At 65.8% G+C, this 25047-nt stretch carries 22 protein-coding genes; 11 read left to right on the plus strand and 11 right to left on the minus strand.

Annotated elements, in window-relative coordinates; all coding sequences use genetic code 11:
• The 6 genes from V6D40_RS05260 to V6D40_RS05285 all read right to left on the minus strand — a co-directional run bounded on the left by V6D40_RS05260 (window position 1) and on the right by V6D40_RS05285 (window position 8354).
• Entirely contained in the window at window positions 1–1815 is a 1815-nt protein-coding gene (locus tag V6D40_RS05260; protein WP_334289315.1) for a hypothetical protein, read from the minus strand.
• 2 nt (window positions 1816–1817) lie between these two features.
• Window positions 1818–3413, minus strand: a complete 1596-nt coding sequence (locus tag V6D40_RS05265; protein ID WP_334289316.1) for an Hsp70 family protein — start codon at window positions 3411–3413, stop codon at window positions 1818–1820.
• A 41-nt stretch (window positions 3414–3454) separates the two neighbouring features.
• Window positions 3455–4168 carry a nucleotide exchange factor GrpE gene (gene grpE, locus V6D40_RS05270; protein ID WP_334289317.1) on the minus strand — a complete coding sequence of 238 codons (714 nt, stop codon included), beginning with the start codon at window positions 4166–4168 and terminating at the stop codon, window positions 3455–3457.
• A complete protein-coding gene (locus V6D40_RS05275; protein ID WP_334289318.1) occupies window positions 4169–6178 on the minus strand; it encodes a hypothetical protein in 2010 nt (669 codons plus the stop codon).
• A gap of 139 nt (window positions 6179–6317) precedes the next feature.
• Window positions 6318–6842 (minus strand): type 1 glutamine amidotransferase domain-containing protein, encoded by a 525-nt coding sequence (locus V6D40_RS05280; RefSeq protein WP_334289319.1) that lies wholly within the window; start codon window positions 6840–6842, stop codon window positions 6318–6320.
• Between the two features lie 36 nt (window positions 6843–6878).
• Window positions 6879–8354, minus strand: coding sequence for an AI-2E family transporter (locus V6D40_RS05285; protein WP_442891894.1), 1476 nt, complete (start codon window positions 8352–8354; stop codon window positions 6879–6881).
• 183 nt (window positions 8355–8537) lie between these two features.
• Between V6D40_RS05285 and dnaK the strand changes: the two genes are divergently transcribed.
• The 4 genes from dnaK (at window position 8538) to V6D40_RS05305 (ending at window position 12884) form a co-directional block, all read left to right on the plus strand.
• Window positions 8538–10409 (plus strand): molecular chaperone DnaK, encoded by a 1872-nt coding sequence (gene dnaK, locus V6D40_RS05290; protein WP_334289320.1) that lies wholly within the window; start codon window positions 8538–8540, stop codon window positions 10407–10409.
• An 18-nt stretch (window positions 10410–10427) separates the two neighbouring features.
• Window positions 10428–11096, plus strand: coding sequence for a nucleotide exchange factor GrpE (gene grpE, locus V6D40_RS05295; protein ID WP_334289321.1), 669 nt, complete (start codon window positions 10428–10430; stop codon window positions 11094–11096).
• A 138-nt stretch (window positions 11097–11234) separates the two neighbouring features.
• Window positions 11235–12443 carry a molecular chaperone DnaJ gene (gene dnaJ / locus V6D40_RS05300; protein ID WP_334289322.1) on the plus strand — a complete coding sequence of 403 codons (1209 nt, stop codon included), beginning with the start codon at window positions 11235–11237 and terminating at the stop codon, window positions 12441–12443.
• A 15-nt stretch (window positions 12444–12458) separates the two neighbouring features.
• On the plus strand, window positions 12459–12884 hold the full coding sequence (locus tag V6D40_RS05305; RefSeq protein ID WP_334289323.1) for a heat shock protein transcriptional repressor HspR: 426 nt from the start codon (window positions 12459–12461) through the stop codon (window positions 12882–12884).
• 110 nt (window positions 12885–12994) lie between these two features.
• Here the strand turns inward: V6D40_RS05305 and V6D40_RS05310 are convergent, their stop codons facing one another.
• The 4 genes from V6D40_RS05310 to V6D40_RS05325 all read right to left on the minus strand — a co-directional run bounded on the left by V6D40_RS05310 (window position 12995) and on the right by V6D40_RS05325 (window position 17206).
• Window positions 12995–13789, minus strand: coding sequence for a hypothetical protein (locus tag V6D40_RS05310; RefSeq protein WP_334289324.1), 795 nt, complete (start codon window positions 13787–13789; stop codon window positions 12995–12997).
• A gap of 151 nt (window positions 13790–13940) precedes the next feature.
• The gene (locus V6D40_RS05315; RefSeq protein ID WP_334289325.1) at window positions 13941–15704 is read right to left on the minus strand and encodes a pyruvate dehydrogenase; all 1764 of its coding nucleotides are present in this window, start codon (window positions 15702–15704) and stop codon (window positions 13941–13943) included.
• 30 nt (window positions 15705–15734) lie between these two features.
• Window positions 15735–16937, minus strand: coding sequence for an alpha/beta hydrolase (locus tag V6D40_RS05320; RefSeq protein WP_334289326.1), 1203 nt, complete (start codon window positions 16935–16937; stop codon window positions 15735–15737).
• The gene (locus V6D40_RS05325; protein ID WP_334289327.1) at window positions 16934–17206 is read right to left on the minus strand and encodes a hypothetical protein; all 273 of its coding nucleotides are present in this window, start codon (window positions 17204–17206) and stop codon (window positions 16934–16936) included. The genes V6D40_RS05320 and V6D40_RS05325 overlap by 4 nt, the downstream gene beginning before the upstream one ends.
• 80 nt (window positions 17207–17286) lie before the next feature.
• Between V6D40_RS05325 and V6D40_RS05330 the strand changes: the two genes are divergently transcribed.
• Window positions 17287–18129, plus strand: a complete 843-nt coding sequence (locus tag V6D40_RS05330; protein WP_334289328.1) for a carbon-nitrogen hydrolase family protein — start codon at window positions 17287–17289, stop codon at window positions 18127–18129.
• Here V6D40_RS05330 and V6D40_RS05335 read toward each other — a convergent pair.
• Entirely contained in the window at window positions 18104–18967 is an 864-nt protein-coding gene (locus V6D40_RS05335; RefSeq protein ID WP_334289329.1) for a hypothetical protein, read from the minus strand. The two genes, V6D40_RS05330 and V6D40_RS05335, sit on opposite strands and share 26 nt — an antisense overlap.
• A gap of 134 nt (window positions 18968–19101) precedes the next feature.
• Here V6D40_RS05335 and clpB point away from each other — a divergent pair, with 134 nt between their 5' ends.
• From clpB to V6D40_RS05365, 6 genes are read left to right on the plus strand one after another with little or no spacing between them, the layout of a single operon-like run.
• Entirely contained in the window at window positions 19102–21651 is a 2550-nt protein-coding gene (clpB, locus tag V6D40_RS05340; RefSeq protein WP_334289330.1) for an ATP-dependent chaperone ClpB, read from the plus strand.
• Window positions 21652–21684: 33 nt separating this feature from the next.
• Window positions 21685–22098, plus strand: coding sequence for a DUF4265 domain-containing protein (locus tag V6D40_RS05345; RefSeq protein ID WP_334289331.1), 414 nt, complete (start codon window positions 21685–21687; stop codon window positions 22096–22098).
• 14 nt (window positions 22099–22112) lie between these two features.
• Window positions 22113–22952 carry a sulfurtransferase gene (locus tag V6D40_RS05350; RefSeq protein ID WP_334289332.1) on the plus strand — a complete coding sequence of 280 codons (840 nt, stop codon included), beginning with the start codon at window positions 22113–22115 and terminating at the stop codon, window positions 22950–22952.
• An 11-nt stretch (window positions 22953–22963) separates the two neighbouring features.
• Window positions 22964–23815, plus strand: a complete 852-nt coding sequence (locus tag V6D40_RS05355) for a hypothetical protein (protein WP_334289333.1) — start codon at window positions 22964–22966, stop codon at window positions 23813–23815.
• Window positions 23816–23820: 5 nt separating this feature from the next.
• Entirely contained in the window at window positions 23821–24360 is a 540-nt protein-coding gene (pyrE, locus tag V6D40_RS05360) for an orotate phosphoribosyltransferase (protein WP_334289334.1), read from the plus strand.
• Window positions 24353–25015: a TrmH family RNA methyltransferase gene (locus V6D40_RS05365; protein ID WP_442891895.1), complete on the plus strand. Its 663-nt coding sequence runs from the start codon at window positions 24353–24355 to the stop codon at window positions 25013–25015. The genes pyrE and V6D40_RS05365 overlap by 8 nt, the downstream gene beginning before the upstream one ends.
• Window positions 25016–25047 lie beyond the last annotated feature (32 nt).

Here is a 25047-nt window from a genome sequence, read left to right on the forward strand (position 1 = left end):
CTACCCCCCGTTTAGTACTTCCGACAAGCTGAGGTTCCGAGATCTCCTGTATTTCATCTCGGCGTTGTGCGCCAGCGTCGGCCCTGCGAACCAGATCAGCATGATGCCTAGCACGCTGACGAAGTAACCGTCTGCGAGCATGGACGCCGCGATCAGCGTGAGCACCACAAAGCTCATGAACCCGCCCCAGAGACTCTTGCGGACGTGAGCCGCGAACCAGCCGAACGCGAGGCCTGCGATAAGACCTGGAACAAGGCGCCCCTCCGGCGCAATCGGGATGGGCCAGCGCGGGGCCATGAACTGGTCGAGGAGAACCGCCGGGACCATGGTCGCAAGGGCCAGAAGGAACGAGCTGGTCGTTCCCCGGGGGAGGATGCCGAGGGGGCGTTTGAGGTTGTCGTCGAAAAGCGGCGGCGCGGGCTGCTCCTGCCTTCGTTGCTGACGCTCTTGTTCCTCAGCCTGCTGGCGCTCGAGCGCAGCGATCCCGGAGGCGATCTCGTCCAACTCAGGGTGGTCGATGCTGGTGGCGGTTGCGCGCTTCAGCTCCTTCGACGCCAGCGCCGCGTCTTGCTGCGCCAGCGCCTGCCTCGCCGCGGCGACCGCCGCCCGCACCTCGTTCTTGCGCGTTTCCACCTCGGCGACGATGTCGGTGCCCACACCCGATTTCGGCACTTTGCCCTGCGCTTTCAGCGTGCCCACCAGCTTGGCGGCTTGCGTCACCCTCTTTTGGTCCAGCAGGGTTTGCACCGGTCCGTACATGGAGTGGTCGAACTCCGCGGCGCGCCGACCAACCTCTTCCGGATCCTCCCGGCGCACAGCCTTGGGTTTCGGCCGGGACCGCGGCTTCGGCTCTGCCGCGGGTTTAGCCTTGGGCTTCGCGCTTGCCGACGCCGCGTCCGACGCCTTCGGCGCATCCCCGGCAAGCTGCGCGATGTCGGATTCCACCAGCCCGTACGTCTTCAGGCGGGCCTCCACGTCCTGCCGGAACGCGCGGCGGCTGTGCACCTCGTCCCACAGCGCCAAGTGGAACGCGATAACCGCGTTGTGCAGCGCGAGGTCGGAACCCGCGTGGGCGCGCAGCTTGGCCGCGGCCGTTTTCTGGCGCTGGGTGTTCGGGCTGCGGGTGAACCATTCGATCGCGGTATCCAGATCGGCGCGCGTGACAGTCCTCTTCGCGTCTTTGAAGTACGGCGGGGAGATGGTGTAGCTGCTCTTCGGCGCGCCGGAGGTGTAGTTCTCCGGGTTTAGCGCCTGCATGATGCCGAACGGGAACGCCTGCTCGATCTCCTGCTGCAGCGCGGCCGGCAGCGGCTGAATCGGGCGGATGCCCTTGCCCTGCAGCTTGTGCACGATCTGGCTCATCGCCTCCGGAGGCAGTCCGGCGCTCGCGCGCATCTGGTCCACCTGCTCCGCGGAGACGTAGTTCGAACCCGGAAGGGAGGCGGCCAGCTTGCCCACGAAATCGGTGATGCGCTCCGTGGCAAGCCGCTCCTCCTCGCCGCGCACGCGCGCGAAAAATTGCGGGTTGTCCAGGCGTTGCTCCGGGTTTGCCGCCTCTAGCCGAGCGAGCGCGTCGTACACAGGCTTCGCCTCCGCGCGCAGGGTGCTCGACGGCGACGTGGCCAACTTGCCCAAGCGCTCGATGAACTCCGCGTACTGCGCCTTCAGCTCGTCCGCGCTGGGATCCGCGCCGTCGAGCTGCAGCATCAGCGAGGGCTCCAGCTTGGCCGCGTCGCCCGCATCCTCAACCTCCGCCCACCGCGAAGCGTACGGCGTCTCTTTGAGGTACTTCTTCAGCTCAACGTCGTTGAACATCGTTACTCAGAACGAACCATGCCGGAGATCATGTTCTTGTACTCGTCCACGCGCTCGTCTGAGAGCGCGGAGATCTGCGCCGTGAGCTCCACGCGCTGACCGGTCGTCGGCTCGCTGCCCTCGAGCGAGACAATGCCGTCGTTGCTGACCTTCATGATCATGTACACCGGCGAACCTTGCGGCAGGTTCGGCAGGTTGTTGAGCATCGCGCCGTTCTCACCGGAGATGCGCTTGTTCGCGTTCATGTCGCGGGCGGGGATTTCGCCGGCCTGCTCGTAAATGTCGAAGCGGATGCGGGTGGTGTTGTCGTTGGACGCGAAGCCCTGCGCGGTTGCCTCGGCCGGCAGCTTCGCGCCGGCGTTGAGGATGTGCATGATGTAGGGCTCCTGGCGGTCCGGATCCCAGAACTGCACGCCGACGGCCTTCGGCAGGACGTTCGTGATCTCCATGGTGCGCGACCCGCCCGGGGCGGCAACCGTGATCATGCTGCCGGAGGTCTCGCTACTGTTCGGGTCGACGTTGATGTCGCCACCCGCGGCGTCCACCAAACCCTGGGCGTAGATCGCGGCGCCCTTGGCCACCGCGAGGTCGAACTCGGTCGGCGTGAGCTCCCAGCCGAAGGTGCTCTCGAGCGCCTCGCTGATCATCGGCATGCGCGAGGAGCCGCCGACCAGCAGGTAGCGGTCGATCTTGAGATCCGGCTTTTCCTTCTTCGCCGTCTCGATGGCGCGCTCAACCACGCGGATCGTCTGGTCGACGAGGTGCTTGGTTGCGACCTCGAACTCCTCCCGCGTGATCTCCACGTTGGCCTTCACGCGGTTTTGGTAGTTGCAGAGGATTTTCGCGGACTTGCGCCGCGTCAGGGCGATCTTCGCTTGCTCAACACCGCTCTTGAGGTTTTGCACGAAGTCGTCGTCGTAGGTCGGGTCCTCGTCCAAGCCCGTGGTCATGCCGAAGTTCATCACGGCGAGGTTGAACAGCTCAGTGTCCCAGTCGGCGCCGCCGAGCTTGCGGTCGCCGTCCACGGCCAGCACGTCGATGCGGTCCTCGCGCATGTCCATGATGGTGGTGTCGAAGGTGCCGCCGCCCAGGTCGTAAACCAGGATCGTCTGGTTGCTGCCGTGGCGCATGCCCGAGGACAGCGCCGCGGCGACCGGCTCGGTGATGATGTCGAGCACGTTCAGCCCGGCGATTTTGCCCGCCTGCTTCGTGGCGGCGCGCGCCTCGGTGCCGAAGTAGGCCGGAACAGTGATGACTACGCCGTCGGCGTCTTCGCCGGTGAAGTCCTCTGCGGCTTCAACAAGGTAGGACAGGATCAGCGCGGAGACGGACTCAGGGGAGTGGGTCACGCCGTGGATCTTCACGTCGTAGGCGTCGCCCATGTGGCGCTTGATCAGCTCCACGGTCTCGTCTGGGCGAAGCTCGATCTCGTTCTTCGCCTCGCGGCCGACAACGAAGCTCGTGGCGTCGTCGAACAGCACCACCGACGGGGTGGTCTGCTCACCCTCGAAATTCTGGATCACCTGTGGCGAGCCCAGCTCATCGATGTGCGCGATCGCTGAATAGGTGGTGCCGAGGTCGATGCCGTAAACCTTCACGTCGTTATCTTCCTTTTTCCTGTCGCTGTTGCTTAGAAACTCTAACCGGCGTTCGGATCGTAGCGGTACACGGAGACCTCAGCCGGAACCGAGGGCTTCACCGACGCCGGGTGGCCGTACCCGCGGGCAAGCACCTTGTGAATAGTGTCGTTTTGCGACTCGTCAGCGGTCTTTTCCACGGCCACCGTCTTGTGCCGCTTGCGGTCGTACGGTGTGCCGGGGGCTGCGTCCACCTCTTCAAACCCGAGGGCGATGAGCGCCTCCTCCAGCTGCTGCTCGAAGTACTCGTACACCGAACGCAATTGGCGCTGCGCCTCTTCGGCGTTGAGCTGGCTGAGATCCTGGCTCAAGCCCTCGTCGGTGTCTTTGACCATCCCGCCGAGAATCTTCGCGGCTGGGGTGAGGAACGTTTGAATGATGTCGATGCGGGCGTCCTGCAGCGCGGCTATCGCGGTGTCGCGCGGGTCATCCGCTTCAGGGGCTTCGCTTGCCGACGCCCCCTTTATCCCCTCCAGCCTCCCCACCACAGTGTCCCCGAGCTTCTGCATCTCATTGAGCAGGGTGCTGGTGCTCTTGTGCACATCGGAGCGCAGTCTGCCGACGTTGTCGTTGAGTTCGTCCGCGATCACGTTGAGCGACACAGAATCGGGATCCGCCTTCTGGTTGTCGCCGGTGTGCACTGCGGGGAACTGCTCAATCGGCGGTTCCGGGCGCGGCGGCTGCGGGCGGTTGAAGCTTTGGTCGTCGAAGCGCATTTACTGGCCCACCTTCTGGTTCATCCAAGCGTTCTTGCCCACGAACTGGTTGTTCGCGTGCATCCGCGCGATCTGCACCTGGTTCATCGCTTCGACCACGTTGCCGTTGCCGTCGACGACGTAGGCGCCGGTCGCGCTCTGGCGCCGCGGGGCGGGGGTTGCCGGCACGATGCGCTGCTGGCCCACGTAGTAGCCCGCCACCTGCGAGCCGGCGCCGGCGGCTTTGAGCTCGGTGCGGGTTCGCTCCACCAGCTTGTTGAAGGCGTCGGCGTGCTTCTGCAGCTCGCGGTTTTTAAAAATCGTCTTGGACGCGAACTGCGAGGCGCCGACCGCGACGGCACCGAAGAACCCGGAACCGAACAGCGCGATGACCGCCGGGCCAAGCGTGGCCAGCCAGCCGACGCAGCCGTCTGCGTCGATGTACTCCTCGATGAACACGCCGATGACGGACAGCACAAAGATGGTGGCCAGGCAGCTGAGGAAGGTGCTCGAGGAAAACGCCGTGTCCAGCAGCGCAGCGGGGATGCCGAGAGCGAGCGGGGTGAGCCACGCGTTGGAGAACTTCGGCGGCAGGAACCCGAGTGCCTTGTGCTTGCCCTCGTCCTGGATGGGCTGGAAGTGGGTGTCCACGACCTGGTCAATGAAGGCCGGGTCGTGCTCCATCTCGTTGACGTACACGGCCAAGTCGCCGACTGTTCGGGAATCAACGCAATACTCTGCAATCGAGTCCAGCTCTTGGCGCGCGGCGATCGGGTTGCGGGCGCGGATGGCCTGGTCCAACGACGCGGTGTCGCGCTCGAGCTTGCGGGCTTGCGACTGGATGCTTTCAATGATGTCCGCGCCCACGGAGGAACGCGCCCTCTCGCCCGACTCCAGCAGCTGGTCGAGTTCGTACTTCGCCTGGGCGAGGCGGCCCTCGCCGGCCGCGCGCTCCAGGCTGCCGAACGTCTGGCGGTCGATCTGCTGCGCGCGCTCCGCGGAGATTTCCGGGTCTACGTGCTCCGCCGCAAGACGGCTCGAGCCGCCTTGCGACGCCACCAGCTGGCGCACCTCGTCCTCGTCGACGCCCATGGAAGCCAGCCGCTGCGCACCCTCGTCGATGGAGTTGCGCACGTCGCGGGCCTTGCGGAACGCCTGCAGGTAGAAAGACGAGAACCAGTCCCTCAGCTCTTCGGTTCCCAGCCGGGAAACGAAGTCTTTTTCTTTGCTGAACTGGGGGCTGGTGGTGAAGTAGTTGACCGCGGCGTCGCGCACCTGAGCACCGGGTTCGCCTTCCGCGCCCTCGACCGTTGCATCCACGATCGAGATGGTTGCTTCCGGGTTGTCGCGGAAGACTTCGGGGTAGAGCGCCTGCGCGATGCCTTTCGGGAACAGCTTCTCGATCTCGTTGAAAGTCTTCTCCGGAACGTCGGCGACGACCCGGATGCCGCGGCTGCCGAGGAGCTGCGTGACCAGTTGGGCCGCGAAATCCGGCAGGCCGCGGTACTTCATCGAGTTGTTGAGCGAGAACTCGTCGAGAACGGGGAAGCCGTCCAGGCGCTCCGCCCAGTAGTCGGCCTCTTCAGTCGCGGCCTCGGACACCGAATCGAACCAGGCGTTCTTGGCAAAGCGGATGAAGTCCGGGTTGTCCAGCGTCCACTCCGGGTTCGTCTGCTCGAGCGCGGTGAGGGCGGCTGCGACGGTCTCGGCAGCGGAGCGCCGCGGGCCCATGCCCTCGGCGAGCTTGCGCAGCTCGTCGCGGACCCGCTTGCCGGTTGTGCGGATCGTCGCGTCGTCGTCGGAGTCGTCGACCTGGGCTAGGTTGGTCAGCTCCACCTTCGGCAGAGCGGTTGCCACCGCGGATTCGGCGCCGGCAGCGCTTGCGCCCTCCGCCGCGGCCTTGATCTCGCTCCAGGCCGCCGCGTCCATCGTGCCCAGGTACCTGTTCAGGGCAGTTTTGTCGAACTTGTCCGCCCCCTGAGCCGCCGGCTCAGACTGCAGGGAAGATCCGGTGAGATCCGATTCCGCCATGGCGCGATTCTCCAATCGGTGTACAGGCACAAAACACAAGCAGTATAAACATCACACACTTAACTCACAGGGCGAAGGTTCGCTCTGGACATAAAAACGGCGCCTGCGGGAACCGCAGGCGCCGTGGATGTAGCGAGTGTTACTTCGCAAACTCTTCGACGAGAGCCTTGTTGAAGGCCGGCAGGTCGTCCGGAGTGCGCGAGGAGATAAAGCCGGAGTCGACCACAACTTCCTCGTCGACCCAGTTAGCGCCGGCGTTGACCAGGTCGGTCTTCACGTTCACCACGGAGGTGAGCTTGACGTCCTTAATCAGGTCGGCTTCGGTGAGGATCCAGCCGCCGTGGCAGATCACGCCGATCGGCTTGCCGGCCTCCTTGAAGCCCTTCACCAACGCAACAGCGTCGGAGTCGGTGCGGATGGTGTCGGCGTTGACGGTGCCGCCCGGGAGGATAAGCGCGTCGTAATCGGCGACGTTGGCATCAGCCGTGGTGCCGTCGACGGCAACCTTGGTGCCCTTCTTGCCCTCGATCTCGCCGCTCTCGGTGGAGAGAACATGGGTGGTAGCGCCGGCGGCCTCGACGGCCTCCTTCGGGGAAGTCAGCTCGGAGTCCTCGAAACCGTCGGTAGCGATGATTGCAATCTTCTTGTTGTTCAAATCAGCCATGGCTCACACCGTACGGAAAAGTTGCCGCGGGCGTCGTCACACCTGGTCTTCGTCCAGCTTGTTCTGGCGTTCCTTGTCGCTGGCGGTCGCTTTGTCCGGGTCGACGGCGCGTGCGCGGCCGGGAACTTCGTGGTCGTAGGTTTTGTTCGGCGCGTCGTCGTTAAGCGGCACCCGCGTGGAGCCCAACCCCTGCTTGACCGGAGCACCCGTGGCGACCTTCTCCCGCTTGGCCATGCGCGCCATGTGCTTGCGCACAGCGAGGAACGCCTCCTTGGAGTCGAGCGCCTGGCTTTGCTGGGTGGCGATTTGGATGTCGTCGGCGGTAATTTGTCCGGCGCGCAGCGAGACCATCTCGGCCCAGTAGCGGAACCACACGGCAAGCACAGCCGCGACCGGGACTGCGAGGAAGGCGCCGACGATGCCGAAGAGGGTGCCGCCGATTGCGACCGCGAGCAGCACGATGGCTGCGTGGAGGCCCATCGCGCGCGACTGCAAGATCGGCTGCAGCACGTTGCCCTCGATCTGCTGGACAGCGATGATGAGGATCAGCACGAAGATAGCGTTCCAGAAACCGTTGGACACGAGCGCGATGATCACGGCTAGGGCGCCGGCGGTGAACGCACCGATGATCGGGATGAAGCCGGCGAAGAAGGTGATCACGGCGAGCACCGGCCACAGCGGCACGCCGAGGAAGATGAGGCCCAAGCCGATGAAGACGGCGTCGACCATAGACACGATTGCCTGCGTGCGGATGAAGCCGGAGAGCGTGTTCCAGGAGCGCATGAGCACCTCGGTGAGGTGCCAGCCCGCACGCGCGCCGGTGTACTTGCGCAGCCACGGCAGGAAGCGGTCGCCGTCTTTCAGGAAGAAGAAGGACAGGATCAGGGTGAGCACCAGGGTGGTGCCGATGGAGGCGATCGCGCCGATACCGGTGAACACGCCGGAGGCGATGTTGGATGCTTGGCCCTTGGCAAAGGATTCGATCTGCTGGAGACCCTGCTGGATGCGGTCCGGGTCAATCAGCTGCGGGTCGAGGCGCTCGTCCACCCAGTCCAGGATCTGTTGGATACCGGTCTGCGCCTGTTCGTAGAGCTGGCCGCCCTGCGTGCGCACGGTCGGCGCCATGGCGGAGAAGATGCCGATGATCGCGCCGAAGAATGCGACCAGCACCAAGATGACTGCGGCCGCGGAGGGCATGCCCTTGTTGCGTAGCCAGCGAACCGGCGGCCACAAAACGGTGCAGAAGATCAACGCGAGCAGGATCGGCAGCAGGCCGAACCAGACGTAGCTGAGGAGGTAGAAGAGGATGCCGGTTGCGACGACAACGATAATGAATCGAAGTGCCCACGCGGCGGCGGTGCGGCCGTCGGCGGCGATGACGTCGCCGCGGTCAATTGGTTCACCGGACAACTCCTGAGCGGCGTCGGCCGGGGTGGGCATCATTTGAATGTCGTCGACAGTGGTGTCGAGCGCGCCCACGTAGTCCTTATCTTTATCAGTCACCTGCAACATTCTGCCAGAACCATGGCAAATCGCTTATTTAGAAAAGGTTGAGTGCATCGGGAACAACTTTGAGGGCGCCGCGTTATAGACATTGAGTGCATCAGGCTCAAGGGGTACAGTGGCCCTTGTGAAGTTGAGTCGAAGCACTTCAACTTACTAACAAAATCGTTTCTAACAGGAGGAACATCACTCATGGCACGTGCAGTTGGTATCGACCTCGGCACCACGAACTCCGTCGTCTCCGTCCTCGAGGGCGGAGAGCCGGTAGTTATCGCTAACGCGGAAGGCTCCCGCACCACCCCATCCGTCGTCGCGTTTGCGAAGAACGGCGAGGTGCTGGTCGGCCAGTCCGCAAAGAACCAGGCGGTGACCAACGTTGACCGCACGATCCGCTCCGTCAAGCGCCACATGGGCGAGGACTGGACGATCGACATCGACGACAAGAAGTACACCCCGCAGGAAATCTCCGCCCGCACCCTGATGAAGCTGAAGCGCGACGCAGAGGCCTACCTGGGTGAGGATGTCACCGACGCGGTGATCACCGTCCCGGCTTACTTCGAGGACGCCCAGCGCCAGGCCACCAAGGAGGCCGGCCAGATCGCAGGCCTGAACGTCCTGCGCATCGTCAACGAGCCGACCGCGGCGGCACTCGCTTACGGTCTGGAGAAGGCTGATTCCGAGCAGACCATCTTGGTCTTCGACCTCGGCGGCGGCACCTTCGACGTGTCCCTGCTCGAGATCGGCGACGGTGTTGTCGAGGTGCTCGCAACCGCCGGCGACAACGAGCTCGGCGGCGACGACTGGGACCAGCGCGTTGTTGACTGGCTGGTGGACAAGTTCAAGTCCGCCAACGGTGTCGACCTGTCCAAGGACAAGATGGCGATGCAGCGTCTGCGCGAGGCTGCAGAGAAGGCAAAGATCGAGCTCTCCTCTCAGCAGCAGGCCTCCATCAACCTGCCGTACATCACCGTTGACTCCGAGAAGAACCCGCTGTTCTTGGACGAGACCCTGTCGCGCACCGAGTTCCAGAAGATCACCTCGGACCTGCTGGACCGCACCAAGGCGCCGTTCAACCAGGTGATCAAGGACGCTGGCCTGTCGGTCTCCGACATCGACCACGTCGTGCTCGTCGGTGGTTCGACCCGTATGCCGGCCGTGACTGACCTGGTCAAGGACCTCACCGGCAAGGAGCCGAACAAGGGTGTGAACCCGGACGAGGTCGTGGCCCTCGGCGCTGCTCTGCAGGCTGGTGTGCTGCGCGGCGACGTCAAGGACGTACTGCTGCTCGACGTCACCCCGCTCTCCCTCGGCATCGAGACCAAGGGTGGCGTGATGACCAAGCTGATCGAGCGCAACACCACCATCCCGACGAAGCGTTCCGAGACCTTCACCACGGCTGAGGACAACCAGCCGTCCGTGCAGATCCAGGTCTTCCAGGGCGAGCGCGAGATGGCGTCCGCCAACAAGCTGCTCGGCTCTTTCGAACTGGCAGGTATCGCCCCGGCACCGCGTGGCGTTCCGCAGATCGAGGTCACCTTCGATATCGACGCCAACGGCATCGTGAGCGTCTCTGCTAAGGACAAGGCCACCGGCAAGGAGAACACGATCAAGATCCAGGACGGCTCCGGCCTCTCCCAGGACGAGATCGACCGCATGATCAAGGATGCGGAGACCCACGCTGACGAGGACCGCAAGCGCCGCGAGGAGCAGGAGACCCGCAACAACGCGGAGACCGCTGCGTACCAGACCCGCAAGTTCATGGACGAGAACACCGACAAGCTGCCGGAGGACATCCGCACCCGCGTGGCTGAGGCGGCCGATGCCGTGGACGAGGCGCTTAAGGGCGACGACCTCGAGGCCATCAAGTCCGCAGTGGAGAAGCTGAACACCGAGTCCCAGGAACTGGGCAAGGCCCTCTACGAGGCTGAGGCGAACGCAGGTGCAACCGCCGGCGGCGCAGCAGACGCTCCGTTCGACGACAACGTGGTCGACGCTGAGGTTGTCGAGGACGACGACGCATCCGACGCACCGTCCGCTGAGCCGAACACCGACGAGAACAAGTAAAACGCGTAGGAGACGATCATGACTGACCCGAACGTGAACCCCCAGATGCCCGACAACCCGGGCGCGCCGGAGAACACCGACGAGCAGTATGTCTCGCCGGACCAGGCAGAGCAGCTTGCCGACGAGGCGGCCGATTCCGAAGCCTTCGAGCAGATGACTGACCTCGAGGCTGAGGGCGAGGACCCCCTCACTCAGGTCTCGGACGCGGAACTCGCCGACGCGGTCGAGGTTGAACCAACGGATGTCGACGGCGACGGCGCGGTGAGCGAAATCGAGGTGCAGCTCGCCGAACGCACCGAGTCACTGCAGCGCGTGAGCGCGGAGTACGCCAACTACCGCCGGCGCACCGAGCGCGAGCGCTCTCAGCTGGTGGACCAGACCAAGGCGAAGTTCGCTTCCCAGCTGCTGCCTATCCTGGACGACTTGGATTTGGCTGAGCAGCACGGCGACTTGGCCGAGGGCCCGCTTAAGGCGCTCGCCGACAAGCTGCGCACCACCTTGGAAGGCCAGAAGCTCGTCGCGTTCGGCGCGCCGGGCGAGGCCTTTGACCCGGAGATTCACGAGGCGGTGCAGGATCTTTCCGAGGGTGACGAGAAGGTCATCGGAACCGTCCTGCGCAAGGGCTACAAGCTCGGCGACCAACTGGTTCGCAACGCGATGGTGATCATTGCGGACGAGCAGAGCTAGGCGTTAGGCGCTAGCTATCTAGCGGCCTAAAGCCGAGGACAACCAGCCGGGTGCGAGCGGCATGCAACGCTTGCCCCGGCTTTTTCCCTAGAAACGTTATTTCGAGACAGAGGTTCAAGTGAGAAAGGAGGAGCGTACATGGCAATGCAGCAAGAATGGGCAAATAAGGACTACTACGGCGATTTGGGCGTGAGCTCGCAAGCGTCGGCGGCGGACATCAAGAAGGCGTACCGCAAGCTGGCCCGCGAGAACCACCCGGACTCCAACCCCGGCAACAAGGAAGCCGAGGAGAAGTTCAAGCGCGTCGCGGAGGCGTACGACGTCGTCGGCGACGAAGAGAAGCGCAAGGAATACGACCAGTTCAAATCCATGATCGGCTCCGGCGGCTTCGGAGGGTTCGGCGGCCGCTTCGGAGGGGGAGGAGGCTCCGGGTTTCCGGGCGGGTTTCGCACGACGCAGACAACGTCCGACTTCGACTTCGACGACCTCGGAGACATCTTCGGAGGTGCTGGTGGACAAGCTGGAGACGGCGGCCTTGGTGATATCCTCGGTGGCTTCTTTAACCGCGGCGGCGGTGCTGGCAGGAACGCTCGGCCGTCGCGGGGGGCGGACGTCGAAACCGAAATAACCATCGACTTCCGCGAGGCCGCCAAGGGCACCACCTTCCCAGTGGAACTCACCGGCGAAGCCCCGTGCACCACGTGCCACGGCTCCGGTTCCAAGTCGGGCAAGACGCACACCTGCGCGATGTGTTCCGGCACCGGCTACATCCGGGAGAACTCCGGCGCGTTCGGCATGGCGCGCCCGTGCACGAACTGCGGCGGCACCGGTGAAGTGATCGAAGACCCGTGCTCCACCTGCGGCGGCACCGGCACGGTGCGCCGCACCCGCTCGATTACCGTCCGGATCCCGGCCGGTGTTGAGGACGGGCAGAAGGTGCGCCTCGCCGGCCAAGGCGAAGCGGGTCCGAATGGCACCCCGTCCGGCGACCTCTTCGTCACCGTCCGCGTGCGCGAGGACAAGGTGTTCACCCGCTCCGGCAACGACCTCGAGCTGACCGTGCCGGTCTCCTTCGGTGAGCTGGCGCTCGGCGGCACCGTGACCGTGCCGACGCTGGACAAGCCGGTCCGGGTGAAGATCCCGGCTGGCACGCCTAACGGCCGCACCCTGCGCGTGAAGGGCCGCGGTGTGGAGGCGAAATCCGGCGCCGGCGACCTGCTGGTCACCGTTGAGGTTGCCGTACCGAAGAACCTAGACGCCGGCGCCACCAGCGCGTTGCGCGCCTATGCCCAGGCAGAAAAGGACTCCGGTTTCGACCCGCGCGCCGGGTGGGCCGGGGCCAACTAAAGGAGGTGGTGGACAATGTCTGACTCGAGAAACGATCACGAGCAGTACTACGTCATCTCCGTGGCTGCCGAGCTCACCGGCATGCACGCGCAGACCCTGCGCACCTACGACCGGTTGGGTCTCGTTACGCCGATGCGCACCTCCGGCGGCGGCCGCCGCTACTCCTCGCGCGACATCGCGCTGCTGAGGCGCGTGCAGCAGCTCTCCCAGGAGGAGGGTGTGAACCTCGCCGGTATCAAGGCGATCATCGAGCTCACCGAGCAGGTCGAAGGCCTGCAGGCCGAGCTCGACGCCGAGCGCGAAGCTGCCGCGGAGCTGCGCCAGCGCTTGCAGTCCGGTTCGCGCCGCGGCGGGGAGTTGGTCCACGTGCCTCGCTCGACCGCGGTGGTCACGTGGGAGCCATTCGCTTCCAGGCGCGCGCGCCGGCGCGAGCAGGCGTAGGCGTCTAACCGGTAGCGAACGAGAAAACCCCATCGCCGGCCGCTGGAAACAGCGGAGGTGACGGGGTTTCGTTGTGCCTCAGGCGCTTGAGCGCCGGAGTGCGGGTCCGACTAGCGGCGGGTCGTGAGCACCTGCTTCTCGTCGCGGTTGAGCACGGAGCGTGCACCAGCAGCGCCGGCCAGGGAGGAGATCACGGCGCCGAGGATCAGGCCGCCGAAGGTCCACCAGGTGCCCTCAGCAGCGTCGTCGGAGTACTCGTTGTAGGCGTCGCGGGCCTTGTTGGCAGCGTCGTTCGCTGCATCGCGAGCTTGGTCAGCGGCGTTGTCAACGTCCTCCTGGCTGATGTTGTCGCGAGCGGAGTCGGTAGCGTCCTCAGCGTCCTGGCGGGTCACGGTCGCGGCGTTGCCAGTGGTCTCAGCGATGGTGCCGGTGACGTTGCCAAGCACGGAGCCCAGGCCGCCGACGATGGAGGAGCCGAGCCAGCCGGCCAGGATCAGGGATGCCAAGAGGGAGGTCGCCCAGGTGGCGAAGCCGTGGAACATGCCAGCGCGGACGCCGAGAGCACCGGCGACGTAGCCGGCTGCGGCGAAGGCGACGATCAGGGAGATCAGGGCAAAGATGCCGGTTGCGGCACCGGTGGAGCCCTGTAGGCCCATCGCTGCGGCGCCGACGCCGAGCAGGATCATGATGCCCAGGAAGGTCACGACGCCGGCAAAGATGGCGCCCCAGGACACGTTGCCGTTGGACACCTCGGTGGAGTCGGTGCCGATCCAGGCTTCTTGGCCGATGTGCTGATCGGCGTCGGCCACGGTTTCGGAGCGCACAGCGGTGCTGGCGGAGGCCGGCGCGGTGCGGGTGGTCTTCTCAACGCGCTTCGTTCGGCGCGGGTTCTGCGGGGTAGTCATAACAGGTAAAACCTTTCTTATGAATCAATGACAACGAAGCCTACGGTACAGAACAGAGATGAGCATTTGGGTCACGTAGTGATAACGGTTGGTCAACGAAAAGGGGCCGTCGTTAAGCAATTGCTTATCGACGGCCCCTTGAAAACCCCAACTACCCGAATTCGATGGCTGCAGCGCCACCGATGTGGCGCATGTTGGACTTAGCCAGGTTAAACAGTCGGCCGACGCCGCCCTCGAGGAAGGCGGTGCGGGCACCGGACTTGGCGAAGCCCTTCATCATGTCCCAGGTGATCCCCGGCGGAAGCGAGAGCGCCTCGGGGTCGGTGACAATGTCGACGAGCACCGGGCCGTCGTAGGCGAGGGCCTCCTTCAGCACCGGCTTTAGGTCGTCCGGATCCTCGATGCGGTAGGACTGGATGCCCACGCCCTTGGCAATCTCGGCGTAGTTCGCCTCCTCGTGGTCAGTGCCGAAGTACGGCATGCCGGCCACCATCATCTCCAGCTTGACCATGCCGAGCGAAGAGTTGTTAAAGCAGATGACCTTCACCGGCAGCTGGTGCAGCTTGATGGTGAGCAGCTCGCCCATCAGCATGCCCAAGCCGCCGTCGCCGGACCAGGAGATGACCTGGCGGTCCGGGAACGCGGCCTGCACGCCGATCGCCATCGGCAGCGCGTTGGCCATCGTGCCGTGGAGGAAGGACGCGGCCTCGTCACGCTTGCCGTTCGGGGTGAGGTAGCGGGACGACCACACGTTGCACATGCCGGTGTCGACAGTGAAGTAGGCGTCCTCATCAGCCAGCTCGTCCAGCACGGACGCGGCGAGCTCGGGGTGGATCGGCTTCTTCGATTCAAAGGCCTTGGTGGTGTAGTGGTTGATCACGTGCTCGAGCAGCTCGTAGTGGCGCTTGAGCATCTTGTCCAAGAACTTGCGGCTCTTCTTCTCCTCAATGTGGGGAAGGATGTTCTCGATGACGCTCTTCACGTCGCCAACCACCGGGTAGTCCACGGTGGTGCGGCGGCCGATGTGGGTGCCGTCGATGTCGATCTGGGCCACGTTCTCGTCCGGCAGCCAGTCGGTGTAGGGGAAGTCGGTGCCGACCATAATGAACAGGTCGCACTCCTCCATCGCGTCAACGCAGGCGCCGTAGCCGAGCAGGCCGGACATGCCGACGTCGTACGGGTTGTCGTACTCGAAGTACATCTTGCCGCGGAAGGAGTGACCGATCGGAGCCTTGACCTTCTCGGCGAGTGCGAAGACCTCGTCGCGCGCGTCCTTCGCACCGTAGCCGGCGAAGATGGCGACCTTTTCCGCCTTGTTGATCGCCTCGACCAGGCGGGCTGCCTCGTGCGGGTCCGGGTAAACGCGCTTGTCCTTGCCGGTGGCGTAGACGCCGTCGGCGGTGTGCGGGCCGTCTGCCACGTCGGCGGCGAAGACATCGCCGGGCACGACCATCACGGACACGCCGTTGCCGGCGAGCGTGTTCTGCAGGGCGTTGTGCAAAACGCGCATGCCCTGGTCAGCCTCGTGGACCACCTCGCAGTAGGAGGAGCACTCCTGGAAGAGCAGCTCCGGGTGGGTCTCCTGGAAGAAGGAGGAGCCGATCTCAATCGTCGGGATGTGGGACGCGATGGCGAGCACCTTCGCGCCGTTGCGGTGGGACTCGAACAGACCCTGCACGAAGTGGGTGTTACCCGGGCCGCAGGATGCGCCGCACACCGCGAGCTCGTCGGCGGCCAGCGAGTCAGCGCCCGCCGCGAACGCCGCGGCTTCCTCGTTGCGGACGTGGACCCACTCGATGTCCGACTGGCGGACCGCGTCCGACAGCGGGTTCAACGAGTCGCCGACCAGACCGTAAATGCGCTTGACGCCTAGATCTTCTAGGCGCCGAACTACCTGTTCTGCGAAGTTTGCCATGGTGCTCGAAGCTCCTTAAATGAGGTTTACCTAAATCTTCAGGTTTGCAACAGCCGATGGTAACGAATTCTGCGCAGCCGGGTCAGGCGGGCAGGTCAGAGCGTTCAGCAGCACGGGGCTTGCGAAGTACTCGGTGTGCGTGCCCTCGACGCCGTCAATAATGATCGCGCCGTAGCCCGGGTCGCTCGGTGAGTGCATGCCGTGCAGGCTTGCATCGTCGTTGCGCAGGGTTTTGATGATGTCGCGCGAAGCGTCGACGGCATACACTCGCGGGGCCGCGCCCGGGCGTCCCGTCAGCTGGAGGTCGTCGACCGAGTTGCCGTCCACGCCGGGGCTGCCGAGCAGCCACAAATCGTCCGCCACGAGACCGTGCTCGTAGGCGGCGCGGCTTGCAACCACCGTGCCGTACGAGTGGGAGACCACCGACTTTTCAGCGTGGGGGAACCGCTCGTCCAGCGCAAGTTGGAACATGGCGAGGTGGCCAGCGCCCTCCGAGGCAGCGCGGCCGGAGAACCCTTTGGCCACTGTCGGCGGCGGCGCGTAGCCCTGCCACACCACCACAGCCGCGCCGGTGTAGTCCGCTATGAACTTCGCGCGCTCTATCTCCCGCGGCAGGGCGTCCGGTTTGCCGGTTGTCACGCCGTTGACCAAGGTGATGATGCGGTCGGGGTCCACGCTGTCGCCGACCATGACGGTGGTGGAGCCGGGGCCCGCCTCCAGCACGGTTCCACCTGCCTGGGCAATCGCGCTTGCCGACGCCGCCGGCAACGTCCCCACATACCTGGCATGCAGCGCCTCGAGATCCTCTTCCGGGTGCGCCACAAGCCGGTCGACCGGGTCGTCGCCGCCGGCGCCGAGTTGGTCCGCGATTAGCATGTCCAGCTGCTTGGACATCAGGTTCAGCCGGATGATCAACGCGCGGTGGGAGGCGTCAGCGGCCATCAAGGCGGCGCGCCGGGCAACCTCATCGAGCAGTTGCTGCTGGCCGGCGGCGAACTCGAGCAGGTCAGCCGCTTGGCGCGCCCGGGCAGCGGCGCGGGCGAAGTCTTCGGCTTGGGCCTCGAGGCGCGCGTAGGCAGCGCCCGCTGCGGAGCCAGCGAAGCCGGTGGCCTTAAGCGCGGCAGCCGCGGCCCGGGCAGCGCTGGCGTGGGCGTCTGCGGCAAGTGCCGCCATCCGCCAGGACGCGGCCGCGGCGCGCAGCTCGTGGGGGTAAAGGCTCGGGTGGTAGATCACGGCGTTCGTCCCTTGGTCAGGGCGCGGTCGAGCGTGCGGGCTAACGCGTCGTCGATGCGCTCGACGCGGGTGGCGAAGGCCGCGACTGATTCTAGGTGGGCGGTGAGGGAGGTGAGGTGGGCGTCGATAAGCAGCTGCTCCTTGGTGAAGCGGCGGGCATGCGCCGCGGCGGTGCGGGAGGGGCTTAACGTTGCCGCAGGTAGCGGGGTGTGCTGGGGGATGAGGCGCCGGGCGGTTGGCGCGGTGTGGGTGGTGAGCGTGAGGTCCATGGCCGGAGTTAACCAAGGTGGGCGAATTCGATCAACCAAGCGGCTGCGAACCTGTGGATAACGTTTTTAGGATGGCCGGTATGAGACTCGCCTTATTGCAAACGGTGACCGGCAAGGACAAGGCCGACAACATCGCGCTCGTCAGCGGGTTGGTGCGCGACGCAGCTGCACAGGGGGCCACGCTGATCGTGCTGCCGGAGGCTACCAGCCAGGCCTTTGAGCAGGGCCGATTAGACACCCAAGCTGAGGAGCTGGACGGGGAATTCTCCATCGCGATGCGCAAGCTCGCGGACGAGCTGGGGGTCACAGTTGTGGCGGGAATGTTTCGGCCGGGCGATACCAATAAGCTGGGGAAGAAAGAACTCAACCGCGTGCGCAACACTGCGCTGATCACCGGTGGGGGCACGCACACCGGTTACGACAAGATCCACACCTACGACGCGTTCGACTACCGCGAGTCCGACACCGTCATGCCGGGCGAGGAGCTGGTCACGTTCGTACACGAGGCGGGCGGGGAGAGCGCCGTGGTTGGCGTTGCGGTCTGTTTCGACATCCGCTTCCCCGAGCAGTTCAAGGAGCTCGCCCGCCGCGGCGCGCAGATCGTTGTGGTGCCCACGAGCTGGGCGGACGGCGAGGGAAAGCTGGATCAGTGGCGCACGTTGACCGCCGCGCGCGCCCTAGATGCGGGCGTTTTCATCGCGGCGGCGGGCCAAGCGCGCCCCAACTGGAAAACGGAGGCGGGTGAAGAATCCGGCCCCACCGGCATCGGCCACTCGTGCGTGGTCGACCCGCAGGGAGCGCGCATCGCCGAAGCGGGTTACGCGCCGGAGCTTGTGCTTGTCGACGTCGACCTCAACGCCGTCACCGCCACCCGCAAAGCCCTGCCGCTCATCGCGATCACCGATTCGACGGCGATGCGTTAACTTCCAGGACCTCCAGCCAGTCGTTTACCCGCGCCAGCGCCTGGAACACCGGCAGTTCGTAGCGCTCGGCGTCCGTGTCGCCGAGGTAGCGCAGCGTCACGCGGGGGCGCTCGGGTTGCTCCAGCAGGGCGAAAACGACCGCCTTCGCGGCGGCGACGCTGGTGCCCTCGGCGGTGAGCTCAAGTGCGTCCCGGTCGAGCGGGGCGGGTTCGCCGCGGGGCGCACCGATGACCAGCAGCGCGCCGGGCGCGATCGCCGGCACCTCTTCTGCGCGGACGTGGAACTCCACTTGGCCGTGCGCGTTCGCCGGTACCGCGGAGACCCACTCGTGCCACACCCCGGGGTGCTCCGCCAGCATGACCGTGAGCCGCTGGCCCGGCGCGAAAGCGATCTCGGTGCCGCACTCGGCGCGGATGATCGAGATGTCGCTTTCGGGCAGGCTCACCCTGCGCACGTCGTTGACCTGCACCACGTAGGCGGCGGGGATGCCGGCGGCATCCGCCTCCTCGCTCACGGCGCGCATGTGCGCGGCGGCTTGGATAAGTGCCGCGGCGTCCTCCTCGCCCAGCTCCGCGACCTCCGCGAGCATCCCCGCCACGGCTTCGTACTCGCCGAGCGGGAAGCCGAGGCGGCGCAGGTCCAGTGCCCAGGCGGTGAGTTTCGGCTCGGCGTCCTCTTGCGGCTGGGTGAGCGCGAATTCCGCCATGTCGAGGATGACTTGCGGCATCTGGTCCGCGCCCGGCGGCAGCAGCGTCGCGCCCTGCGGGTACCGGCGCATGAACGCCTGGTGGAGTGCAGCGCGGAGGCGTCCTGCGTCGGCGAACGGGGAGTCGGTCATGCATCCACTTTTACCCGCCCGGCGGCAAACACCCGCCGTTGGCAGTCAATTCACAGGGTTGAGCGGAACATACTCAAGCGTCCGGGCGTTACACCGTGTGCGAAAGAAAAATAACCAGTGAAGGAGTCGCACACATGGGTTCGTTTAATCCCACGACCAAAACGCAGGAGGCCCTGCAGCAAGCGCTGCAGAAAGCGTCCGCCGCAGGTAACCCGGACATTCGCCCGGCGCACCTGCTGGAGGCAATTCTTACTCAAGACGAGGGCATCGCCGCTCCCGTGCTGAAAGCGACGGGGGTTGATCCGGAGACGGTGGCCCGGGAGGCGCAGGCGGTCGTTGATACGTACCCCAAGGCTGAAGGCGCGGACATGTCCAAGCCGAACTTCAACCGCAACGCCTTGAACGCGATTAACGCCGCGCAGGAGCTGGCGGGCGAGCTCGGCGACGAGTTTGTCTCCACCGAGGTGCTGCTCGCCGCGATTGCGAAGGGCGACGACGAGGCAGCGGAGCTTTTGAAGAAGCGCGGCGCGACCTACGACGTGCTCAAGGGCGCGTTCCCGTCCGTGCGCGGGCACAAGAAGGTCACCTCGGAGAACCCGGAGCAGCAGTTCCAGGCACTGGAGAAGTACTCGACCGACCTCACCGCGCGTGCGCGCGAGGGAAAGATCGACCCGGTGATCGGGCGCGACACCGAGATCCGCAGGGTGGTGCAGGTGCTCAGCCGCCGCACCAAGAACAACCCGGTGCTCATCGGTGAGCCGGGCGTGGGCAAGACCGCGGTGGTCGAGGGCCTGGCGCGGCGCATTGTCGCCGGCGACGTGCCGGAGAGCCTGAAGGGCAAGACGCTGATCTCGCTCGACTTGGGCTCGATGGTTGCCGGCGCGAAGTACCGCGGCGAGTTCGAAGAGCGCTTGAAGGCCGTGCTGGATGAGATCAAGGCCTCCGAGGGCGAGATCATCACTTTCATCGATGAGCTGCACACCATCGTCGGCGCGGGTGCTACCGGCGAGGGCGCGATGGATGCGGGCAACATGATCAAGCCGATGCTGGCCCGCGGCGAGCTGCGCCTGGTCGGCGCGACGACGCTGGACGAGTACCGCCAGTACATCGAGAAGGACGCCGCGCTGGAGCGCCGCTTCCAGCAGGTCTACGTGGGCGAGCCGAGCGTGGAGGACACGATCGGCATCCTGCGCGGCCTGAAGGAGCGCTACGAGGTGCACCATGGCGTGCGCATCCAGGATTCCGCCCTGGTGGCCGCCGCCGAGCTGTCGAACCGCTACATCACCAACCGCTTCCTGCCGGACAAGGCCATCGATCTTGTTGACGAGGCGGGCTCGCGCCTGCGCATGGAGATTGACTCCTCGCCGCAGGAGATCGACCAGCTCGAGCGCGTCGTGCGCCGCCTGGAGATCGAGGAGATCGCGCTGACGAAGGAGTCCGACCAGGCCTCCCAGGAGCGCCTGACAGCGCTGCGCCAGGAGCTGGCAGACCAGCGCGAGAAGCTCGGCGAGATGAAGGCCCGCTGGGAGAACGAGAAGGGCGAGGTGAACAAGGTCCAGTCCGCGAAGGAGGAGCTCGAGCGCCTGCGCAACGAGTCTGAGATTGCGGAGCGCGAGGGCGACTACGCCAAGGTTTCCGAGCTGCGCTACGGTCGCATCCCGGAGCTCGAGGCCGAGGTTGCGCAGATCGAATCCCAGGCCAGCACCAAGACGATGCTGGTGGAAGAGGTCACCCCGGACGTGATCGCGGAGGTCGTGTCGTCCTGGACCGGCATCCCCGCCGGCAAGATGATGCAAGGCGAGACCGAGAAGCTGCTGAACATGGAGTCGGTGCTGGCAGGCCGTGTGGTCGGCCAGAACGAGGCTGTGGTCGCGGTCTCCGACGCGGTGCGCCGCTCGCGCGCAGGCGTTGCGGACCCGAACCGCCCGATCGGCTCGTTCCTCTTCCTCGGCCCCACCGGCGTGGGCAAGACCGAGCTGGCGAAGGCGCTCAGCGAGTTCCTCTTCGACGATGAGTCGGCGATGATCCGCATCGACATGAGCGAGTACGGCGAGAAGCACTCCGTCGCCCGCCTGGTCGGCGCCCCTCCGGGATACGTCGGTTACGACGCCGGCGGTCAGCTCACGGAGGCAGTGCGTCGCCGCCCGTACAGCTTGGTGCTTTTCGACGAGGTGGAGAAAGCCCACCCCGACGTCTTCGACGTCCTGCTCCAGGTCCTCGACGAGGGCAGACTCACAGACGGTCAGGGCCGCACGGTGGACTTCCGCAACACGGTGGTGATCCTCACCTCCAACTTGGGCGCGGGCGGTAACCGCGAGCAGATCATGGAGGCGGTCAAGCACCACTTCAAGCCGGAGTTCATCAACCGCCTCGACGACGTTGTGGTCTTCGACCCGCTGACCAGCGAGCAGCTGGTGGGCATCGTCGACATCCAGCTCGCTTCGCTGGCGCAGCGGCTTGCCTCTAGGCGGCTGACGCTCGATGTCTCGGACGCCGCGAAGAGCTGGCTCGCCGAGCGGGGCTACGACCCGGCCTACGGCGCGCGCCCGCTGCGCCGCCTGATCCAGCAGGCGATCGGTGACCAGCTGGCCAAGAAGCTGCTGGCCGGTGAGATCCGCGACGGCGACCCGGTCCACGTGGATGTAGCTGAGGGCGGCGAGCGCCTGGAGATCACCAAGCGCTAGTTGGCGGTTGCTCGGCGGGGTAGACTGCCCCGCATGCAGCTGACCACGACGATCACGACCCGCGTCGCCACCCCCGGCGTGGAGAACGAGCACTTGAGCGCCCACCAGCTCAGCGGCAACCATTTCGTGGTGGCCAGCGTTCCGTTCGTGGACACCTCACTCGCACTCGGCGATATCGTCGAGTGCGTGCTCGTTGGCGGCCGGTTTCATGTGGACCGCGTGGTGGTGCGCGGCGGCGCGTCCACAATCCGGATCCTGCCCGAGACCGAGCACCCGCACCAGATCGCCGAGACCCTGCTCGCCTTCGGCTGCCGCGTCGAGCTCGGCCCGGGCGGGATGCTCGCGGCCAGCATCGGTGCCGACTGCCCGCGCGAGGGCATCCTGGAGTGGCTCGACGGGCTAGAATCCGAAGGCGCGATCCAGCAAGCGCCGGGCTACATGGCCTAATAGGATTGGTGCCCATGAGCGTCTTTGTCTCCGCGGAAGAACTGAACGCGCGCATCGAAACCGGCCAGCGACAGACCATCCTCGCCTCCCTGTGGGAGGGCAAAGAGAACCGGGCGTGGTCGAAGTTCCAGTCTGAGCACATCCCCACGGCGCTGTTTTGTGACCCCGCCTCCCAGCTCACCGGCATGCCTAGCCGCCAGCAAGGGCGCAACCCTGTCCCCAGCCTCGAGGTGGTCACCCGCGCCGCGAAAACCTGGGGGATCGCGGCCGACCGCCCGACTTACATCTACGACACAGGCAACGGGCTATTCGCTGCCCGAGCCTGGTGGGTGCTGCGCTGGGCGGGTATCGAAGACGTCCACATCCTCGACGGCGGCTTCGCCGAGTGGGACAAGCTGGGGCTTCCCACCGTCGCAGGCCCAGGCCAGGTGGTCGTGCCCCGCCCGGTGGACACCTCCGAGGGCAACATGCCCACAGTCGCGATGGAGGAGGTCAGGGGGACGAAAGCACTGCTTATCGACACCCGCTCTAAACGCCGATACGACGGCCGCCGGGAGATCCTCGACCTTCGCGCCGGGCACATTCCTGGCGCGGTGAACTTGCCGGTATCCGACCTGTTTACGGAGGACGACAAGGTGAAAACCGACGGAGAGATCCGCGACCGCTTCGCCGAGGTCGGCATCACCCACAACACCGCACCGGAAGACGTGATCACCTACTCCGGCTCCGGCAACCACTCTGCGCTCTTGCTCGCCGCCATGGAGCACGCCGGCCTGCCGGTGGTGACGCACTACGTGGGCGGGTGGTCGCAGTGGTCGGCAAACAACGACAACCCGGTTGCGACGAACGTCTAGGGCAAAAACATATGGCTGCAGTGCTGTTCATCCTCGCGTTCGCGTGCCTCGCGGCGGGGCTGTGGTTGTGGTTCGGCGGTACTCCCGCCGCGCCGACGGCCGAGCCAAAGCCGGCTAAGCCTGCCAAACCCGCCGGCAAAAAGACGCGCCGCGCCTGGGCCGAGGCCAACGGCTTTGCTTACGCCAAGACCGACGACACGCTCACCGGCGAGTGGCGCCGCGGGGCCGCGGCCTCGGGGGCTGCGGCGACCAACGTCGCCACCGGCGCGACGTACGGGCGCACCACGATCGTCGCCGACCTCGGCGGGGTGACCGTTATGGCGATGAACACCGGCGAGACGAGCGACGTGGTTGTGGACATGCGCCGCGGTGAGGCCGCTGCCGGCGGGGACGACTTGGTCAGGGTCGCCGACGTCGCGGACTTCACTGTGTACGGCAACCACCACGGCCCGGTGCAGCGGTTTATTGACGTCCGCGTGACCACCGCGCTCGAGAACTTCCCCGCATCCGTGACCTCCGTGTGGTGCGAGGGCGACTGGGTGCTCGCGGAGTTCGCCGCCGCGCCGAGCGCCGAGGACACCGACGCTGCGATCGCGCCGCTGGGGCTGATCGCTGACGCGGCGAGGACGTTGCCTCCTTCGGAGGTGAGGGTGTTGGGGGTTGAGGGGGGCGTCGATAAGCAACCAATGCTTCGACCTCCCACCCAGCTGCCGACGCGAACCACCGGTACCGCGCGGGGGACTGCGGAGCTGAAGGTGGTTGGGGCGGACGACGTGGACCCGATCGCGGAGGGCGCGCCGGCGACCGAGGGCAACGACCTCACGCGTGCGCGGCGCGCGAACAAGCCGCCGTCAATTTTTTAAAGGAGATGGATATGGACAAGAAGCAACGACTCGCTGAGCTGGTCAAAGAGCTGGCCGTGGTGCACGGCAAGGTGACGCTGAGCTCCGGGCGCGAGGCCGATTACTACGTTGACCTGCGCCGCGCGACGCTGCACCACGAGGCAAGCCCGCTGATCGGTGAACTCCTGCGCGAACTGACCCAAGACCTCGAGTTCGACGCCGTCGGCGGGCTGACCCTCGGCGCCGACCCAGTCGCGACCGCCGTGATGCACGCGGCCGGTCGCCCGATCGACGCGTTTGTGGTGCGCAAAGAGGCGAAGAAGCACGGCATGCAGCGCCGTATCGAAGGTCCGAGCATCGCCGGCAAGCGCGTGCTGGTAGTGGAGGACACAACCACGACCGGCAACTCGCCGCTCACCGCCGTGGAGGCGTGCCGCGCCGAGGGTGCTGAGGTTGTCGCGGTGGCCACGGTGGTGGACAGGGCGACGGGGGCGGAGCAGGTGCTTGCCGACGCCGGCCTGGACTACCGCTACCTCCTCGGCCTGGACGACCTTGGCCTTGCCTGACGCTGATTCGGGCGCTGAGCGCGGCCCGACCGAGTGGTTCCCCGCCCGAAACGGCGTGGGCCCGTGGGAAGGGCCGCTGCCTGACGACCCCCGCTACGACCCCGACCTGCTCGCCGAGGGTGATACCCGCAACGTCGTCGACGCGTACCGCTACTGGTCCCTCGACGCGATCGTGGCGGAGCTGGATGCGAAGCGCCACGACTTCCACGTCGCGATCGAGAACTTCGAAAACGACATGAACATCGGCACCGTGGTGCGAACCGCGAACGCGTTTCTGGCGCGCGAGGTGCACATCGTCGGGCGCAAGCGGTGGAACCGTCGCGGCGCCATGGTCACAGACCGCTACCAGCACATCCGCCACCACGAGACGGTTGCGGATCTGATGCGCTGGGCCGCCGCGGAGGACTTGGTGGTCGTCGCGATCGACAACACGCCCGGCAGCGTGCCGTTGGAGACGGCCGAACTGCCGCGACGCTGCGTGCTGCTGTTTGGCCAGGAAGGCCCGGGGGTGAGCGAGGAGGCGCAATCCGCGGCGGTGATGACGTGCTCGATCGCGCAGTTCGGGTCGACGCGCTCCATCAACGCGGGCGTGGCCGCGGGTATTGCGATGCACGCGTGGGTGCGCCAGCACGCCGACTTGTCCCAGGCGTGGTAACGAAACGCTAACGCTTCGCACCGCAGCGGAGA

The organism is Corynebacterium sp. Marseille-Q4381 (genome assembly GCF_036881695.1).
Classification (GTDB): Bacteria; Actinomycetota; Actinomycetes; order Mycobacteriales; family Mycobacteriaceae; genus Corynebacterium.